This is a genomic window from Tahibacter caeni (assembly GCF_024609805.1).
GTDB lineage: Bacteria > Pseudomonadota > Gammaproteobacteria > Xanthomonadales > Rhodanobacteraceae > Tahibacter > Tahibacter caeni.
The window spans coordinates 1-16,682 of sequence record NZ_JANFVR010000083.1; the positions used below are offsets into that span (position 1 = coordinate 1).

General features: G+C 68.7%; 18 protein-coding genes and 1 tRNA gene. 10 read left to right on the forward strand and 9 right to left on the reverse strand.

What is annotated here, in order from left to right; translation table 11 throughout:
* A partial coding sequence (locus NON22_RS09640) for a hypothetical protein (RefSeq protein WP_257386721.1) occupies positions 1-695 on the forward strand: 695 nt, incomplete at its 5' end.
* Between the two features lie 4 nt (positions 696-699).
* On the opposite strand, the gene NON22_RS09645 is transcribed toward NON22_RS09640, so the two are convergent.
* Complete coding sequence (locus NON22_RS09645; protein WP_257386722.1) at positions 700-1,152, reverse strand: hypothetical protein; 453 nt, start codon at positions 1,150-1,152, stop codon at positions 700-702.
* A gap of 268 nt (positions 1,153-1,420) precedes the next feature.
* Here NON22_RS09645 and NON22_RS09650 point away from each other — a divergent pair, with 268 nt between their 5' ends.
* The 3 genes from NON22_RS09650 (at position 1,421) to trpC (ending at position 4,099) form a co-directional block, all read left to right on the forward strand.
* A complete protein-coding gene (locus NON22_RS09650) occupies positions 1,421-1,876 on the forward strand; it encodes a hypothetical protein (protein ID WP_257386723.1) in 456 nt (151 codons plus the stop codon).
* A gap of 114 nt (positions 1,877-1,990) precedes the next feature.
* Positions 1,991-3,028, forward strand: coding sequence for an anthranilate phosphoribosyltransferase (trpD, locus tag NON22_RS09655; RefSeq protein WP_425507967.1), 1,038 nt, complete (start codon positions 1,991-1,993; stop codon positions 3,026-3,028).
* 273 nt (positions 3,029-3,301) lie between these two features.
* Entirely contained in the window at positions 3,302-4,099 is a 798-nt protein-coding gene (gene trpC / locus NON22_RS09660; protein ID WP_257386724.1) for an indole-3-glycerol phosphate synthase TrpC, read from the forward strand.
* 229 nt (positions 4,100-4,328) lie between these two features.
* On the opposite strand, the gene NON22_RS09665 is transcribed toward trpC, so the two are convergent.
* On the reverse strand, positions 4,329-4,982 hold the full coding sequence (locus NON22_RS09665) for a haloacid dehalogenase-like hydrolase (RefSeq protein ID WP_257386725.1): 654 nt from the start codon (positions 4,980-4,982) through the stop codon (positions 4,329-4,331).
* A gap of 64 nt (positions 4,983-5,046) precedes the next feature.
* Positions 5,047-5,751 carry a cAMP-activated global transcriptional regulator CRP gene (gene crp / locus NON22_RS09670; RefSeq protein ID WP_414717170.1) on the reverse strand — a complete coding sequence of 235 codons (705 nt, stop codon included), beginning with the start codon at positions 5,749-5,751 and terminating at the stop codon, positions 5,047-5,049.
* A 235-nt stretch (positions 5,752-5,986) separates the two neighbouring features.
* On the opposite strand from crp, the gene speD reads away from it, so the two are divergent.
* Together speD and NON22_RS09680 are read left to right on the forward strand one after the other, a co-directional pair.
* Positions 5,987-6,778: an adenosylmethionine decarboxylase gene (gene speD / locus NON22_RS09675; protein WP_257386726.1), complete on the forward strand. Its 792-nt coding sequence runs from the start codon at positions 5,987-5,989 to the stop codon at positions 6,776-6,778.
* A 176-nt stretch (positions 6,779-6,954) separates the two neighbouring features.
* Positions 6,955-9,501 carry a S8 family serine peptidase gene (locus NON22_RS09680; RefSeq protein ID WP_257386727.1) on the forward strand — a complete coding sequence of 849 codons (2,547 nt, stop codon included), beginning with the start codon at positions 6,955-6,957 and terminating at the stop codon, positions 9,499-9,501.
* Positions 9,502-9,689: 188 nt separating this feature from the next.
* Here NON22_RS09680 and NON22_RS09685 read toward each other — a convergent pair whose 3' ends face one another.
* The 3 genes from NON22_RS09685 to NON22_RS09695 all read right to left on the reverse strand — a co-directional run bounded on the left by NON22_RS09685 (position 9,690) and on the right by NON22_RS09695 (position 12,700).
* The gene (locus tag NON22_RS09685; protein ID WP_257386728.1) at positions 9,690-10,550 is read right to left on the reverse strand and encodes a hypothetical protein; all 861 of its coding nucleotides are present in this window, start codon (positions 10,548-10,550) and stop codon (positions 9,690-9,692) included.
* Positions 10,551-10,756: 206 nt separating this feature from the next.
* On the reverse strand, positions 10,757-11,407 hold the full coding sequence (coq7, locus tag NON22_RS09690; RefSeq protein ID WP_257386729.1) for a 2-polyprenyl-3-methyl-6-methoxy-1,4-benzoquinone monooxygenase: 651 nt from the start codon (positions 11,405-11,407) through the stop codon (positions 10,757-10,759).
* Positions 11,408-11,431: 24 nt separating this feature from the next.
* Complete coding sequence (locus tag NON22_RS09695) at positions 11,432-12,700, reverse strand: (Fe-S)-binding protein (protein ID WP_257386730.1); 1,269 nt, start codon at positions 12,698-12,700, stop codon at positions 11,432-11,434.
* Between the two features lie 140 nt (positions 12,701-12,840).
* Here NON22_RS09695 and rplM point away from each other — a divergent pair, with 140 nt between their 5' ends.
* The 4 genes from rplM (at position 12,841) to NON22_RS09715 (ending at position 15,425) form a co-directional block, all read left to right on the forward strand.
* Complete coding sequence (rplM, locus tag NON22_RS09700; protein WP_255911623.1) at positions 12,841-13,269, forward strand: 50S ribosomal protein L13; 429 nt, start codon at positions 12,841-12,843, stop codon at positions 13,267-13,269.
* Between the two features lie 20 nt (positions 13,270-13,289).
* Complete coding sequence (gene rpsI, locus NON22_RS09705) at positions 13,290-13,682, forward strand: 30S ribosomal protein S9 (RefSeq protein ID WP_257386731.1); 393 nt, start codon at positions 13,290-13,292, stop codon at positions 13,680-13,682.
* A 72-nt stretch (positions 13,683-13,754) separates the two neighbouring features.
* Positions 13,755-13,828 (forward strand) — tRNA-Gln (locus NON22_RS09710).
* Between the two features lie 85 nt (positions 13,829-13,913).
* On the forward strand, positions 13,914-15,425 hold the full coding sequence (locus NON22_RS09715; RefSeq protein ID WP_257386732.1) for a site-specific integrase: 1,512 nt from the start codon (positions 13,914-13,916) through the stop codon (positions 15,423-15,425).
* On the opposite strand, the gene NON22_RS09720 is transcribed toward NON22_RS09715, so the two are convergent.
* From NON22_RS09720 to NON22_RS09730, 3 genes are all read right to left on the reverse strand, one after another.
* A complete protein-coding gene (locus NON22_RS09720; RefSeq protein WP_257386733.1) occupies positions 15,422-15,856 on the reverse strand; it encodes a conjugal transfer protein TraD in 435 nt (144 codons plus the stop codon). The two genes, NON22_RS09715 and NON22_RS09720, sit on opposite strands and share 4 nt — an antisense overlap.
* On the reverse strand, positions 15,790-16,170 hold the full coding sequence (locus NON22_RS09725; protein WP_257386734.1) for a hypothetical protein: 381 nt from the start codon (positions 16,168-16,170) through the stop codon (positions 15,790-15,792). Before NON22_RS09725 ends, NON22_RS09720 begins: the two co-directional genes overlap by 67 nt.
* A gap of 147 nt (positions 16,171-16,317) precedes the next feature.
* A partial coding sequence (locus NON22_RS09730) for an IS66 family transposase (protein ID WP_257386736.1) occupies positions 16,318-16,682 on the reverse strand: 365 nt, incomplete at its 5' end.

The following is a 16,682-nucleotide window of genomic DNA, read 5'->3' on the forward strand; positions in this document are numbered from 1 at the left end:
CCGTGGTCGCGCTGAATGCGGCGGCCGCGCGGCTGCTCGGCCGGCCGCGCGCGGCCGTGGCCGGCCTGCCGGTGTCCGCGGTATTTGGCCCAGCGCCGGCCGAGCGGCTGCAGCAGGCACTGGCCGAGCTCGACGAAGCCGACGAGGCCGTCGCGCTGAGCCTCGACTTCCCGAACGGCGGCGCGTTGCCGGCGCGTCTGACTCTGCTCGAATCCGATGCCGACGTCGCGCTGCTGCGCGTGCCGTCATCGGCCGCCGCCGCCGCGGGCGAACCGGCCGCGGCGGAGGACGATGGCTTCGACTCGCCGTCGCCGTCGACCGCGTTGCCGGTGCTGCCGGCCGCGGTGCTCGCGGCCGAGTCGCCGGTCGACAGCGAAACGTTCCGGCGCGACCTCGTCGAGCTGATGCTCTGCACGATCGAGGCCTGGGAGCGCTCGGGCGGACGCACGCGCATCGACCTCGCCGAGCGCAGCCGCATCTGGCGCGTCACGCGCGACGACGGCCGGCTGCGCGTGCGCGCGATGGAGCGCTATCTCAATCTCGCCAAGCTGCCGCGGCGGCCGCGCTGGCGCGAAGTCGTGCGCACGGCGTACTTCGTGCTCGCCGAATGCCGGCTCGACGCCGCCGACCGCGACGCGCTGCGGCGTCGAGCCGAGTCGATACAGGCGCGCGTGCGCCAGCGCGCGCTGGTCTGAGGGATCAGTTCGACGGTGCTTCGTTCTGCGCCAGGTCGCAGCGCGCGCAGACGCCGTGGACGCCCTGCGCGGTCCGATAGTCGTCGTGGTGGGAGCGGCGCAGGAACTGCAGCGGGCCGTAGACGATCGGGCGGACCGTGCCGTAGTCGCTGCCGGCGGTCAGGTCGTGCGGCTGCTCGGCCTCGTGGCAGTAACTGTGGACCAGGCGCGTGGTCTTGCCGTAGTCGTCGTCGAAATTGCCGCAGGAACGCAAGGAGCAGACGCCGGCGAGGACCGGATCGATGCAGCCGCCGTGGTCCAGGCAGTCCACGTAGGCGCCGATGGCCGCCGCGTCGAACGCGAAGGCACCGGCCTCGACGACATGGCCGGTGCTGCACCACTGCGCGTCGGGCAGCGGATCGTGCGCCGCGGCGGCGGTGGCGAGGGCGGCCAGGCAGGCTCCGATCAGGGTTCTCATGGGCAGCTCCGGAAACAGGACCGCGAACGGCGGCGGCGCAAGGGTTCTCGCGGCGCGCCGGCCGCGCAAGGGGGGCGGGCGGACGAACACGGGAAGGAAAATCCGCAGCGGATTGATCGACAACGGGAAAAATTCTTCCGGCCGGCAAGGCGCCGGCGTTGCCGTGCCCGGCTTCGGCCCGTGCGCGGCCTCGCAACGCCCGCGGCGGCGGCCCTAAGGTCGGCGCGTCGCGGCAATTTCGCCGCGCCGTTGCACGAGGAGATCTGCCATGTCGCGTTTCGCCATTTGCCTGTTCGCCGTCGCCGCGCTCGGCGCGGCCGCTACGGTCCAGGCCGGCCCGATCGGAACCGGAGTCGGTCCGAACAACGCCTATACCGGCCAGGCCTGGTTCACGCATCCGTCCGGCGCGGGCGGCGGGCTGACCGGCTTCACGGCGGCCGGCCCGACCCTGGCCGAGTGCCAGGCCGTGTTCAACGCCAACATGACCACCTACCTCGACGACGGCTACGTGCTCAACAGCTTCGTCGGCTGCCGTTCCACCCCGCTGTTCTCGGGCCTGGTCGCCGCCGGGCAGGGCAGCCTGAGCCTGCTGCCGGGCATCCCGTTCCAGCAGCTGCAGGGAGTGCTGAGCGCCGAGAGCGTGCTGCGCCAGCGCTATCGCATCGACGCCTACGAGGCCGAGCTGCAGCGCCTGTACAGCCAGGAGCCCGACGGCCGGCGCTGAGGTCCCGCCGGGTCCGGCGCCGTCCCGCGGCGCCGGCTTATGCCCAGAGCGACACTGAATCTTTGCCGGAGGAGTCCTTATCATCGTCGGCCCCTGACTGGCCGGAGCCTTTCCGTGACGATCACGCCGCAACAGGCGCTGCAGCGCACGATCGAACATCGCGAGATCTTCCACGACGAGATGGTCGACCTCATGGGGCAGATCATGCGCGGCGAGGTCTCGCCGGTCATGGTCGCCGCGATCATCACCGGCCTGCGCGTCAAGAAGGAAACCGTCGGCGAGATCAGCGCCGCGGCCGAAGTCATGCGCGACATGTCCCTGCGCGTGATCACGCCGGCCTATCCGTACTTCGTCGACATCGTCGGCACCGGTGGCGACAGCGCCAACAGCTTCAACATCTCCACGACCTCGATGTTCGTCGTCGCCGCCTGCGGCGTGCACGTGGCCAAGCACGGCAACCGCAGCGTTTCCTCGCGCTCGGGCAGCGCCGACGTGCTCGAGACCCTCGGCGCGCGCATCGACCTCGATCCGGAGCGCGTCGCCGACTGCCTCGCGGAAACGCGCATCGGCTTCATGTTCGCGCCGAACCATCATCCGGCCATGAAGGTCGTCGCGCCCGTGCGCAAGGAAATGGGCGTGCGCACCTTGTTCAACATCCTCGGCCCGCTGACCAATCCGGCCGGCGCGCCGAACATCCTGATGGGCGTGTTCCATCCGGACCTCGTCGGCATCCAGGTGCGCGTGCTGCAGCAGCTCGGCGCGCGCCATGCGCTGGTCGTGCACGGCCGCGACGGACTCGACGAGATCTCGCTCGGCGGTGCGACCCTGGTCGGCGAACTCCGCGACGGCGTGGTCACCGAATACGAGATCGAACCCGAGGAATACGGCCTGGCCATGGCCTCGTCGCGCCAGCTCGTCGTCGCCGATGCCGAGGAGTCCAGCCGGCGCGTGCTCGAAGTGCTCGACAACCAGGCCGGCGTCGCGCGCGACATCGTCGTGCTGAACGCCGGCGCCGCGCTGTACGCGGCGAACATCGCGGGCTCGATCGCCGAAGGCGTCGCGCTGGCCAACGAGGCCATCGCGACCGGCGAGGCGCGCGCGAAGCTCGATCAGTTCGTCGCGGCGACCCGGCGTCTGGCCGGCGGCGAGTAGTACGCGTGGACCGTCGGTCGGCAGGACTGCCGACTCCGGTTTCGAGCCATCTCCCCTCGGCGCCGAAGCGCTCGGGAGGGAGGGGCGCGCGAGGGCGAGAACGACTGCCGCCGCGCCGCCGGATCGTCGCGCCGGAGTCCGCGTCGGGACCTGCCGCGGAAGCACCGGCAGCCTGTCGCGCGGCCCGGCTTTTCCCTTCACCCCGGCCCTCTTCCCCAGGCAAGATCGAGGAGGCGGGAGAAAACCCACGGCCGTTTTTCAACGAGGCATTTCGTGAGCGACATCCTGAAGAAGATCCTCGCGCGCAAGACGCAGGAAATCGAGGCCCGCAGCGCGCGGGTTCCGCTGCGCGCACTGTCGGCTCAGGCCGAGTCGGCGCCGACCGTGCGCGGTTTCGCGGCCGCGCTGCAGTCGCGCGTCGCCGCGCAGCAGCCGGCGGTCATCGCCGAGATCAAGAAGGCCAGCCCGAGCAAGGGCGTGATCCGGCCCGACTTCGATCCGGCCGCGATCGCGCGCAGCTACGAAGCCGCCGACGCGGCCTGCCTGTCGGTGCTGACCGACGTCGACTTCTTCCAGGGCAGCGACGACTACCTGCGCGAGGCGCGCGCTGCCTGCGCGCTGCCGGTGCTGCGCAAGGACTTCACGATCGACGCCTACCAGGTCTACGAGGCGCGCGTGCTCGGCGCCGACTGCATCCTGCTGATCGTCGCCGCGCTCGGCGACGCGGCGCTGGCCGAGCTCGCGGCGCTCGCGCTGGATCTCGGCATGGACGTGCTCGTCGAAGTGCACGACGCCGAGGAGATGGACCGCGCGCTGGCAGTCGCGGCCGCGCTGCCCGTGCTGATCGGCGTCAACAACCGCAACCTGCGCACGTTCGAGGTTTCGCTGCAGACCACGCTGGACCTGCGCGGGCGCGTGCCGCCGCAGCGGCTGCTCGTGACCGAGAGCGGCATCCTCGCGGCCGGCGACGTCGCGCTGATGCGCGACAACGGCGTGCACGCCTTCCTCGTCGGCGAAGCGTTCATGCGCGCGCCCGATCCCGGCGCCGAGTTGCTGCGGTTGTTCGCGTAGGTTGCGGTGAGCCGAAAGGCGAACCGCGACATCTCGGTCTCCATACCGCGAGAAGTCCCGATCGAGGGGTTCCGGCGGCGAAGAGCCTGCGCGCGGACCGCAGCGGAACATCGTTTCGGGAATTGGTCGGGCCATCGGCACCGCGACGTTGCGGTTCGCTGCGCTCACCTGCGACCCGCATGTCTCATGTCTCGTGCCGCGCGTCCGGTGTCGCCGGCAGGGCTTGCGCTCACCGCGTCCGCAGCAGCTCCAGCCGCTCGCCGAGCGCTGCGCGCAGCAGGCGTTCGTGGGACGGGCTCGGGTCGACGAGCACGGCGCGCGCGGCGGCGGCGAGTATCGGCAGGTCGGCGTAGCTGTCGCTGTAGCTGACGGCCCAGGGCGCCTGCACGCCGACGGCGGCGAGGGTCGCGAGCTTGGCCGGGCCGTAGTTGTGGCGGCGCGCGTACAGGCCGCCGGCGCCGAACTCGACTTCGGTGCCGAGCGCGGTCACGCCGTCGACGCGCAGCCGCGCGAGCAGGCGCCGAAGCAGGTGGTCGGCCGTGCCGCTGACCACGAGCACGCGGTCGCCGGCCGCGACGTGCTCGCGCAGCCGTTCGAGCAGCGGCATGACGACGCGGCCTTCGCGCGCGAGCCAGACCTCGCAGAACGCGTCGATCTCGGCTTCGAAACGGCGGCGGTCCAGACCCAGGGTCAGCGCGCGCGTGAACACCTTTGCGGCGAACGGCAAGGTGCGCGGATGGCGCATCAGCGGCAGCAGCGGCAGGGCCGGCAGCGCGGCGAGTGCGCGCCGGCGGCGCTGCCGCGTGCGCCACTGCAGATAGCCGGCGAAGCTGTCGCCGCGCAGCAGCACGCCGTCGAAGTCGAAGACGACCGTCGCAGTCATCGGGGCGGTCCGGCGGAGGACGCCGCGGCCGGCAGCACCGGCCGCGGCAATGGCGACGGCGGGCTCAGCGCGTGCCGAGCACGACGATGGTCTTGCCGGTCACCGTGATCATGCCCTGGTCCTCGAGCTGCTTGAGCACGCGGCCGACCATTTCGCGCGAGCAGCCGACGATGCGGCTGATTTCCTGGCGCGAGATGCGGATCTGGCTGCCCTTGGGATGCGTCATCGCATCGGGCTCTTCGGTCAGGTCGATCAGGGTCTTGGCCACGCGGCTCGTCACGTCCATGAAGGCCAGGCGGCTGACCTTGCGCGAGGTGTGCAGCAGGCGGTTGGACAGCTGCGAGCCGATCGCGAACAGGATCTTCGGGCATTCGGCCGAGAGGCTGGTCTCGAACAGGTGGAACAGGCGCTCGTAGCTGATTTCGGCGAGCTCGACCGGCGTGCGCGAGCGCACCATGACTTCGCGCCGCGGGGTTTCGACGAACAGGCCCATCTCGCCGATGAACTCGCCGCGGTTGATGTAGGCCAGGATCAGCTCGCGGCCTTCCTCGTCCTCGGTCAGGACGGTCAGCGAACCGTCGATGATGTAATAAAGAATGTTGGCCGAATCGCCCGGGCGGATGATGGCCGTCTTGCTCGGGTAGCGCCGCCGGTGGCACTGGCCCAGGAACCGCTCCATGGCCTGCCGGTCCGGGACCAGCATCGGCGGAGCCTGAACCTTGTTGACGGCCTGTTGCAGGTTGTAACGAAAGTCGGCGATTTTCTGCATGCCCGGATGCCCCAATTCCTCTACGAGCCGCAAGCCCCCGCGGCTGACTGTTTATGGCCTGTCCTGGCCGCTGCGAGTGCGGAAGGCTCCCCGAAGCCGTGGTCCGCGCGAACGTGCATCTTAGTCGAAAGCGGCGCGGCTTAACGAATCCCGGGCCGGCGGTGTAATCCGTAACCCGAATGGTCCATAATCCGCGCCCTTTCCCCCCACCCCGGCCTGCGCGAGGTATTACGCCGTGGTCAAGCCTCTCCCGCGTCTGAAGCTCCAGGGTTTCAACAACCTGACCAAGGCGCTCAGCTTCAATATCTACGATATCTGTTACGCGGTGACGCCGGAACAGCGCGATCGCTACATCGAGTACATCGACGAGCAGTACGACGCCGACCGCCTGACCCAGATCCTGACCGACGTCGCCGACATCATCGGTGCGAACATCCTGAACATCGCCCGGCAGGACTACGACCCGCAGGGCGCTTCGGTCACGATCCTGATCTCCGAGCAGCCGATCATCGACAAGAAGCAGGCCGGCAAGGACGTCATCTCCGATGCGGTCGTCGCCCACCTGGACAAGAGCCACATCACCGTCCACACCTATCCGGAAACGCATCCGCACAACGGCATCGCGACGTTCCGCGCGGACATCGACGTGGCCACCTGCGGCGTGATCTCGCCGCTGAAGGCGCTGAACTACCTGATCGAGAGCTTCGAGTCGGACATCGTCACGATGGACTACCGCGTGCGCGGCTTCACGCGCGACGTGAAGGGCAAGAAGCACTACATCGACCACAAGATCAACTCGATCCAGGACTACCTGAGCAAGGGTATCAAGCAGCGCTACGAGATGATCGACGTGAACGTCTATCAGGAAAACATCTTCCACACGAAGATGCATGTGAAGGAGTTCCTGCTCGACACCTACCTGTTCGAAGCCAACGCCTCGGACCTGTCGTTCAAGGACCGCATCCGCATCGAGCAGCAGCTCAAGTACGAGATCGAAGAGCTGTTCCACGGCCGCAACCTGAGCTGAGGCCGCCGCGTCACGCACGTCCCCGAAACCCCGGTCCGCAAGCCGGGGTTTTTTCGTTGCGCGGCGGGGCCGGATATCGCCGCGGGCCTAACGGTTCGCTACGCGCCGGACTGCTAGCATTCGGCCCGTTCTCCCGCCTGACCGGTCCGCCCGCCATGCCGTCCCGCCCCGTTCCCGTGACTGTCCGCGCCGCGCTGCTGCTGGCCGCCGCCGCGTCGTCCATGCCCGCCCCGGCCGCGCCGTATGCGCTGCTGAAACTCGAGCCCGCGGCTGCCGCGGCCGACGCGCCGGCACCGCCGGCCGACGACGCCGACGACGTCGCGCGCAAGATCCACGCGCAGCTGCGCGCCGCGCCCGGCAGCGAGGCCGCGCGGCTGCCGGCGGCGCTGGCCCGGGACGACCGCGTGCTCGTCGAGCTGCGTTTCCGCGCCGACGCCGGGCCCGAACGCGCCGGGCAGGCGCTCGCGCGCGCATCGGCGCAGGTACGCAACGTGCTCGCGGCCGACCGCATCGAGGCCAGCATCGCGCGCGACCAGCTCTACGACCTGGCCCGCGACGGCGACGTCGTCAGCATCGCGCCGGCACGCCTCGTGCGGCCGCTGATCGGCAGCCGCACGAGCGAAGGCGTCGCGGCCGGCCGCGCGAATCTCTGGCAGGCCAACGTGCCGGCGCTGGACGGCAGCGGCGTCGTGATCGCGATGGTCGACAGCTTCAACAACATCGGCAACAAGGTCGGCCAGCTCCAGTCCAGCCAGGACTGGCCGCCGAGCGCGCGCATCAGCCTGCTCGACTACAAGACCTTCGCCTCGCCGCCGGCGGGCTGCGCGCCGTCGACCTTCGGCTGCCTCGGCGTACCGCACGGCAACGCGACGACCGAGATCGCCTACGACGTCGCGCCCGGCGCGAACTTCCGCGCCTACGACACGGTGACCGTCGGCGACTGGCGCCGCGCGATCCTCGACGCGGCCAACCTGACCAGCACCGGAGCGTCTGCCGGCACCGTGCGCGCGCAGATCATCTCCGCCTCGCTCGGCGCGCCGCTCGACGGCAAGGGCGACGGCAGCGCGCTGGCCGGGTCGATCGCCGAAGCCGCGGGCTGGGCGCGCAACCGCGGCGTACTCGTGGTCAACGCGGCCGGCAACGAGCGCCAGCAGCACTGGGACGGCCTGTACACGGCCGCCTCCGGCGGCAACGGCTTCCACACCTGGACCGGCTCGAACACGATCTACAACCCGTTCGGCAACGGCAGCGGCTCGGCCTACTGCATTCCGGCCGGCGAGACCATCGCCGTTGACCTGTACTGGAACAACTGGGTCTCGCCGGGCGCCAACCGCAACTACGACCTGTACCTGTACCGGCGCAGCACTGCGACGGTCTGGGAAGCGCTGCCGGTCGCGCAGTCGAACCTGCCGCAGAGCGGCGGAAGCGGGCAGACGCCGCAGGAACAGGTCGTCTACACCGCGAGCGGCACGACCAGCGGCTGCCCGGCGAACAGCGCCGTGTTCGGCGTCGCCGTCGTGCGCGCCGCCGGCACGACCACGCGCGAGAACCTCGAAGTGTTCACGAACATCCCGCTCGACACGCGCGTGACCGCGCGCAGCCTGAGCTTTCCGGCCGATTCGCCGAACGTGCTCAGCGTCGCGGCGATCAACGTGGCGACGGCCGGTGCGAATCCGCAGGAAGCGTTCAGTTCGGAAGGTCCGGTGCTCGCGGCCGGCGGCGGACTGCCGTCGACGTCGGCGCCGACCGATCCGAACCTGAAGCCCGATCTCGCGAGCTTCGATAACGTCAGCACCGTGAGCTACGGCGCCGGCGGCACCAACCCCATCCCGGCGACGAGCTTCACCGGCACGTCGGCCGCGACGCCGCACGTCGCCGGCATGGCCGCGCTGCTGATGCAGCGCAACGGCAAGCCGACGACGGCGGCGCAGCTGGACACCCTGATCGTGACGCCGCTGCGGTCGCTCGCGGCGACCGGCAGCAACGACCTCGGCACGGGCGGCCGCGACTACCAGTACGGATACGGCCGCCTGCGTTTCCAGCGCGAGATTGCGCTGGCCTTCCAGCAGCAGCCCGGTACGACGGCGGTCAACACGGCGATCTCGCCGGCCGTCAGCGTCCGCGTGCTCGACGACGAAGGCCTGCTCGTGCCGAACGGCCTGCTCGCCGCGGCGAGCATCGCGATCGGCAACGATCCCAACGGCGGCAGCGCCGTACTGAGCAACGGCGGCAGCGCGTCGTTCGTACAGGGCGTGGCGAGCTGGAACAATCTGCGCATCGACCTCGGCGGCGCAGGCTATACCCTGCGCGCGAGCGGCGGTGCCCTGCCGGCGATCGACAGCAACGCGTTCACGGTGACGACCGGCGCGCCGACGACGTTGGAGTTCGGCCAGCAGCCCGTGACGACCCAGGCCGGCGCAGTCATGCCGGCGATCACCGTGCGCGTGCTCGACAACGGCGGCAATCTCGTGACCAGCGACAACGCGACCCAGGTGCGGCTCGTGCGCTCGACCTGCACGGCGGATACGGTCGGCGGCGGCGGCGCGGTCACCGCGGTCAACGGTATCGCGACGTTTTCCAATGTAGTTCTGTATACACCGGGCACGGGCCTGCGCCTGCAGGCCCTGGCGAGCGGACGCAGCAGCGACACGAGCAACGCGTTCGCGACGACGGCGAACCCCGACCGCATCTTCCGCGCGACCTTCAATACCTGCCAGCCTTAGGCCGTCGAAGCGGGCCGCTGCCCGTCTTCCATCGAACGGCACGGGCGGCGCTCGTGCCGGTTCGGAATCGAACGCCGGTGCGCGGGATTCCCGTGTGATGCATCCGCGGATCGCACGGTGGTCGACGCCGATGATCGTTTCGTCCGCCGGGCATCGCAGCCGTTACGGCGCGATGCCCGGCTGCCGTTTCACTCGTCGTCCGTGTCGATCAGCCCCTCGGCTTCGCCGACGTAGCCGGTCGCCGCATTCATCGCGGCGAGCGCGAGATCGGCTGCGCGATAGGCTTCGGCGTACTGGCCCGCGCGCGCGTAGCGCGTCGCTGCCGCGAGCTGGCCGTCGACGGCGGCGAGCTGCGCGCTGGCCGCGTCCTCGACGAAGCGCAGCGCGGCCTCGCGGTCCGGCAGGTCGGTACGGCGACGCAGCGCGACGCGCGCGGACAGATCGCCGGACAGCTCGGCCGCGTCCGTCTGCAGCTGCTGCGCGAGCACATAGGCGCGCGGCTGCAGCGCGCCGTCGACGAGCTGGGCCTTCAGGTTGCCGAGCTGCGCCGGCATGCCCTGGAACGTCGCGGTCTTGATCGTGTACGGCAGCTGCGGCACCGACAGCGGCTTGGTATTGCCGAACTTGTCGATCCAGCGGCTGCCGTGGAAGGTCTCGAGCAGCGCGTATTCCAGCGGGAACGTATACGGATTCGGCGGCAGGTAGTCCGCCTTTTCGCCCGCGTTGCGCTCGATCACGATCGAGCTCGGATACGGACAGCCGCTGCGCGGCAGCCAGACGTCGACGGTCTGGTCGGGATTCACGCCGGATTCGTCGTGCGTGAAGGCGATCCAGGTCAGCTGGTCGGCTTCGTAGATGCGCCGGCCGCAGGCATAGGCCGGCGGAATGACCTCGAGCGTGTTTCCGTTGATCCAGGTTCTGCCGAAGTCCGGATCCAGGGTCGTGCCTTCGCCGTAGCCGACGAGCAGCGAGCTGGTACCGGCCGCGGCCGCTGTTCCGCCAAGCGCGGCGGCGAGCAGTGCCGCGCCGATTCGGGTCGTGTTGAACATGATGCACCTCGTGATGTGGAAGGATGATCCAGGGGGATCATCGCCACGTACGCGGCGCACGCGGAGCAGGGATCACGCGGTCTGGAAAAAACAAAATCCGTTGCGGTGAAAAGTGGACAACGGATCGTTTCTGCGCGACGCGGCAGGCCGCACTCGCCGGCGAGCGCGGCCTGCGCCGGAACGGGCCCGGCCGCGCCGACGGCATTTCAGATGCGGTAGACGATCGCCTTCATCGTCGACGCCGCGAGGCGCATGAGGTCCGGGATCGGGCGCGGCAGCAGGCGAGCGCCGGCGGCCAGCGCATGATCCGCGTGACGCACCTCGTCGTCCTTCATGACCGCGACGATCGCACGGCTGCGCGCATCCTGTGCGGGCAGGCCGGCGTGGTCGAGATGCTCGTCCAGATGCGCTTCGACCTGGCGCTCCGTCTCGACGACGAAACCGAGATTCCAGCCGTCGCCGCGCAGTCCCGCGGCCAGTCCGAGCGCATAGGCGCCGGCGTACCAGAACGGATTGAACAGGCTCGGACGGCTGTCGAGTTCCTGCAACCGGTCGTGGCACCAGGACAGATGATCGGTTTCCTCCTGTGCCGCATCGAGCAGCTGCGTGCGCGTGGCCGCGTCGCGCGCGACCGCGGCCTGGCCGAGATACAGCGCCTGCGCGCAGACCTCGCCGGTATGGTTGATGCGCATGAGGCCGACGGCGCGGCGGCGCTCGGCGTCGTCGAGTTCGGCCGCGGGCAGGTCGCCGGCCGGATTCGGCCGGGCCGCGTGCGCCTGCGCGCCGAGCGACGTGCCGAGGGCGTGTTCGAACTGATCGAGGATGCGGTCGATGCGGCTGTAGTTGCGCGTGAACATGGTGGTTTCTCGCAAGGGACGAAATCAGCGGGCGCCGGCATCGCGCGATGCCGGCGGGGTAGGGGCCGCGCCGCGGTCTTTCAACTGGCGCGCGAGCAGAGTGATCGGATGCAGTACGTCGGCCGGCCGGCCGCGTTCGCGCAGGCCGTTGGCCAGATGCAGGCGGCAGCCGATGTTGCTGGTCGCCAGCAGGCCGGCGCCGCTGTGCTCGAACTGGTCCAGGCGTTCGTCGCGCAGCGGGTCGGCGATGGCCGCATGCCGCAGGAAATGGCTGCCGGCGGCGCCGCAGCAGCGCGGCTGCTCGGGCAGCTCGACGAGTTCGATGCCGGGAATGTGCCTGAGCAGCGCCGCCGGTGCGGTCGCGGCGCGCACCGTATTGACCAGCGAACATGGGCGATGCACGGCCACGCGCTGCGCCAGCGGTGCGAACGCGAGATCGGCGAACCGCGCATCGGCGGCGAGGAATTCGCCGATCTCGCGCACGGCGATGCCGTCGCCGGCCAACGCATCGCACAGACCCGCATGGCAGCCCGAGGCCGAAACCAGCACCGTCGTGACACCGGTGCCGGCGAAGGCGCGGCGTGTCGACGCGGCGAGCGATCCGGCGACGTCGCGATGCCCGGCCTGCAGCGCGAGTGCGCCGCAGCAGCCTTGCCCTGCCGGCTCGACAACCCGATAGCCGAGCGTTCCCAGCAGCCGGCGCGCGGCGGCATGGGTGTCGCGATCGAAGGCCGACGCCACGCAGCCGAGGAACAGTCCGACGCGCCCGCGTTCGCCGGACCGATGTGTCGCCGGCGCGAGTCCGGCGGTCGACGGCAGCGGCGGAATCTGAGCGATCCAGCGCCGCCAGCCGCTCGCGGGACGGCTGCGGCGAGCCAGCGGCGCGAGCCAGCGCGCCAGTCCGAGCCAATGGCCGATGCGGGCCAGCGCGCGCAGCAGCCGCGGACGCGCGATCACTGCATAAAGAAGATACTGCTGCCGGTCGGGCGCCGGCGCGGCCTTTTCGCGATGCAGGCTCAGCAGTCGCCCGTACTGCACGCCGGACGGGCAAGCCCGCTCGCAGGACAGGCAGCTCAGGCACCGCTCGAGATGGCCGGCCGCGCCGGCGCCGGGCGCGAGCGCGCCTTCGGCCAGGGCCTTGATCAGGGAAATGCGGCCGCGCGGCGACTCCGCTTCGGTCCGCGTCACGCGATAGGTCGGACAGACTGGCAGGCACAGTCCGCAGAGCACGCACTGGTCGGCCAGTTCGACGAGATCGGCGGCAAGAGAACGGTCGGGGGGGCTGGCGGACATGTCGGATCATGCTAGCATTCGCGCCCCCCGGCGGCCTGCCGGGTTGAGGCCGGATCCAGCGGCCCAGGGCTTGCACCCTCGGGAACCAGCCGCTATCATCCCGCGCCTTTCCCTGCCCCTTTGGCACAAGGTTTCTTGTCATGAAAACGATCAGCGCGAAGGCTGAGACCGTAAAGCGCGACTGGTACGTCGTCGACGCTACCAATAAGACGCTCGGCCGCCTGTGCTCCGAAATCGCGCTGCGTCTGCGCGGCAAGCACAAGACCGTCTTCACCCCGCACGTCGACACCGGCGACTACATCGTCGTCGTCAACGCCGAGAAGATCCACGCCACCGGCGCGAAGATGGACGACAAGTTCTATCACCGCTTCACCGGCTACATCGGCAACCTGAAGTCCACCTCGCTGAAGGACATGCTCGCGACCCATCCGGAGCGCGTCATCGAGATCGGCGTCAAGGGCATGCTGCCGAAGAACCCGCTGGGTCGCGCGATGTACCGCAAGCTCAAGGTCTACGCCGGCGCCGAGCATCCGCACACCGCCCAGCAGCCGCAGGCGCTGGACTTCTGATTTCCGCAGGAATAGAGCACATGGCACTGCAACAGAACTACGGCACCGGCCGCCGCAAGACCTCCGCCGCTCGCGTGTTCCTGCGTCCGGGCACCGGCAGCATCACGGTGAACGGCAAGACCCTCGACACGTTCTTCGGCCGCGAAACCGCCCGCATGATCGTGCGCCAGCCGCTGGAACTGCTCAACGTCACCGAGAAGTTCGACATCCTCGTGACCGTTGAAGGCGGCGGCACCACCGGCCAGGCCGGCGCGATCCGTCTCGGCATCTCGCGCGCCCTGACCGAATACGACGAAAACCTCAAGTCGCCGCTTCGCAAGGCCGGTTTCATGACCCGCGACGCGCGCGAAGTCGAACGCAAGAAGGTCGGCCTGCACAAAGCCCGCCGCGCCACGCAGTTCTCGAAGCGCTAATCGCGCCTCGACGGAGCAGGAAGCTCCGCACGCAACACGCATCCGGTCAGAGCGCGCGTTGCGATCAGTTGATGGGAGATCGTCTAACGGTAGGACAACGGACTCTGACTCCGTTTATCTAGGTTCGAATCCTAGTCTCCCAGCCATCAAGATAAGCCCCTGTTTTTACAGGGGCTTTTTCTTTGGGGCCTTTGAAGCGCTTGGTCACCGGCTTGGTCACTTCAGGCCCCCATGCGCATCGCCCACCATCTCCTTCGTTCGCGTTCCGGCATCTACCATTTCCGCATCAAGGTCCCCGCCGACCTGCATGCCGCCGTCGGCCGGAGCATCGTAAAAATCAGCCTGCGCACAGCGGACCATCGGGCTGCCCAGGCCTATTCGTGTGCCCTGTCGCTGCACTACGCTCAGGCCTTCGCCGCCCTTCGAGGGGTTGCCGTGCCGAAGCTCCCGCCCAGCATCGAGGCCCTGCGGAAGGGGGCGGATGATGGCCAACTGCAGCGCTACGAAATCGACATTGACCCGCTGACGCTTCGGCCCACCAAGGTCCGCACCGATGGCACGCCAGAGGACCACCTGGCCGCGCTGCAGACGCTCGGCGTGGTGTTCGCCCAAGCGCTGCCGCAGCGACCCATGGCTACCGCAGGGCAAGTGCCCCCGGTTCCGGTGAAGACGGCCGGGCTTTCCTTGGCCGACGCGATTCGCTTGTACGAAGAGGCCGAGGCGCCGAGCCTCAAGCCGAACACGTGGAGCCAGCGCACGCGGGCGTTCGAGTCCCTGAAAACCTTCCTGGGACCCAATACGCCGGTCGCATCCATCAGCCGGGAGATGGCGGGCGATTGGGCGCACGAATTGATCACGCGCGTGCCCGCCGGAAAGAAGAAGCCCATGACCAAGCGGACGGCGGGCAACTGCGTGTCGCACGCGGCGCAACTCTTCGTCTTTCTTTCCCGACGGGGCAAGGTCGAAGGCGCGAACCCCGTCAAAGGCGTCGTCGTGCTGAGCAAGAAAGAGAAGGACGCCCGCCGGCACGCCGGGTTCAAATGGGAGCCCTTTGGCCTGGAGGCGTTGAAAGCAATCTACACGCCGGCCAATTTGGAACGCATCCGTGGGGAACACGTCCGCTGGGGGATTGTGCTCGCGTTGTACACGGGCGCCCGCGTGGGAGAAATCGCCCAACTGTACGTGCGCGATTTCTTCATGGAAGGGACCCTGCCGTGCGTGCGGCTCACCACCGACAGTGATGGCCAATCGCTGAAAACTGAGGCGAGTCATCGCATCGTTCCCTTGCATCCGGACCTGGTGGCGCTCGGCCTATGGGAACGGGTGGAGGCGCTGCGCGCCGCCGGTGCGGAACGCCTGTTTCCGGATATGCGCATTGACTCCAAAGCGGGCTCGGGGAACGCGATCTCGAAGGGCTTCGGCTACTACCTCAAGCAACTGGCCATCAAGCCGCAGCGGGCGAACGGAAGGTTGGGTGTGCACAGTCTGCGAAAGACGGTCATTCAATCGCTCCAGGCTTCCCAACTTTCCGGGGAACGGCGCCGAGCGTTCGTGGGGCACGAACGCGGCGATGCAGACGTGCATGAGGCGGATTACATGCGCCCGTGGTCGGCCGAAGAATTGGCGAGTCTCTTCCCTGGCTTGAAGTGGGCCGAATGGCTGGACCTGGCGGGTGTTCGGAAACTGCTGCGGAACACCTCACCCGTAAGCAGGCGAGGTGCCCGCAGCAAGTCGGCCGTTTAGGCCTCTGGCAGGGACGTAGAAATCAGAGTGTCGTCCGCCCTTGGCTTCCTCGTGCGCGGCTGAGGCAACAGCTGCTGTCCTCGTTGGCGCAAGCCCATCCGTTGTGTGGGCGAACCGCCGATGCGTTCCTTCACGTCAAGGAGGGCGCCGACGATCTCTGCCGGCTCCCATTCGGCCAGCCCGGCAAGAAACACGGCATCGCCCATCAAGATTTTTCGACGGAACATCGCCTGCCGTTCTGCTCTTTTTGCTTTAAGGGCTGCTGCGCGATCGCGCAGCAGCTGACTTGCCACCACCTGGCTAAGGCGGCGCGTGGCCGAAGCCACGCGCGCGTCCAGATTGCTTTGCGTTGAACGAACGCCCGTCAATGCAACGTCCTCCGTGGTCGCGCTGGGGCGCCGGGCGAATGCGCAGAAGGCGGTTTCTTCCATGCGCCCATTTTGCGCAGCAATCGTTTCGCTGCGCGGCGGTTTTCGATGCTGTGCTTCAGTGCGGGACCCTGCATCGAGCCCGGCGGACGGTAAGTGTATTCGGGGCAACCGCGGTGTTGCTTCAACAGCAACGCACGCGCGTCCCTCAGTCCGTTTTGCACGACGTCCGCGAAGTCCGCGTAGTCTCGCAGCCATTCGTCCTCGGGCATCGACTTGAAGAGCACCGTGCGGTACACGCTCAGTGCGTCGTCCACGCGGTCGAGCACGAACAGAACGGTGTCGCGGGTTTGGCCGGTGTATACGTAAAAGGTCATCCATTTTCCTTTGGGTGGGTTGAAGAACACCCTCAGGAATAGCGGAGCAAAAACGTTCCACAAGATGGTCGCGGAAGCAGACAAGGGTGCGCGGTCAGTAAGCGTCCGGCGGAGCCACATTCCACACCGCCACAACACCAGCGATAGTCAGCTCGCCGGCGTCCAGCGGTGCGGCAGCAGCTCGACGATGCGGCGATCGGGATGGGTCGGCAGGCGGGTCAGCACGTCCTTGAGGTAGGCGTAAGGTTCGTGGCCGTTCTGCCTGGCGGTGGCGATCAGGCTCATGATCGCGGCGGCACGCTCGCCGGCGGCTTTGGAGCCGGCGAACAGCCAGTTCTTGCGGCCCACGGCGATGGGCCGGATCGAACGCTCGACCGGGTTGTTGTCGATAGGCAGCGAGGCGTCGTCGACATAGCGCACGAGCGCCGGCCAGCGCTTGCGGGTATGCGCCAGCGCTTTGGCCAGACCGCTGTTGGGTGCGACCGAGCGCGATACGTCGTCGATCCAGCGCT

What these genes read in the sequence shown, in the direction of transcription:
- NON22_RS09645 (WP_257386722.1), bottom strand. Translation starts at nt 1,152, where the DNA reads ATGAGAACCCTGATCGGAGCCTGCCTGGCCGCCCTCGCCACCGCCGCC.
- NON22_RS09650 (WP_257386723.1), top strand. Translation starts at nt 1,421, where the DNA reads ATGTCGCGTTTCGCCATTTGCCTGTTCGCCGTCGCCGCGCTCGGCGCG.
- NON22_RS09665 (WP_257386725.1), bottom strand. Translation starts at nt 4,982, where the DNA reads ATGACTGCGACGGTCGTCTTCGACTTCGACGGCGTGCTGCTGCGCGGC.
- crp (WP_414717170.1), bottom strand. Translation starts at nt 5,751, where the DNA reads ATGCAGAAAATCGCCGACTTTCGTTACAACCTGCAACAGGCCGTCAAC.
- NON22_RS09685 (WP_257386728.1), bottom strand. Translation starts at nt 10,550, where the DNA reads ATGTTCAACACGACCCGAATCGGCGCGGCACTGCTCGCCGCCGCGCTT.
- coq7 (WP_257386729.1), bottom strand. Translation starts at nt 11,407, where the DNA reads ATGTTCACGCGCAACTACAGCCGCATCGACCGCATCCTCGATCAGTTC.
- NON22_RS09695 (WP_257386730.1), bottom strand. Translation starts at nt 12,700, where the DNA reads ATGTCCGCCAGCCCCCCCGACCGTTCTCTTGCCGCCGATCTCGTCGAA.
- rplM (WP_255911623.1), top strand. Translation starts at nt 12,841, where the DNA reads ATGAAAACGATCAGCGCGAAGGCTGAGACCGTAAAGCGCGACTGGTAC.
- rpsI (WP_257386731.1), top strand. Translation starts at nt 13,290, where the DNA reads ATGGCACTGCAACAGAACTACGGCACCGGCCGCCGCAAGACCTCCGCC.
- NON22_RS09715 (WP_257386732.1), top strand. Translation starts at nt 13,914, where the DNA reads ATGCGCATCGCCCACCATCTCCTTCGTTCGCGTTCCGGCATCTACCAT.
- NON22_RS09720 (WP_257386733.1), bottom strand. Translation starts at nt 15,856, where the DNA reads ATGGAAGAAACCGCCTTCTGCGCATTCGCCCGGCGCCCCAGCGCGACC.
- NON22_RS09725 (WP_257386734.1), bottom strand. Translation starts at nt 16,170, where the DNA reads ATGACCTTTTACGTATACACCGGCCAAACCCGCGACACCGTTCTGTTC.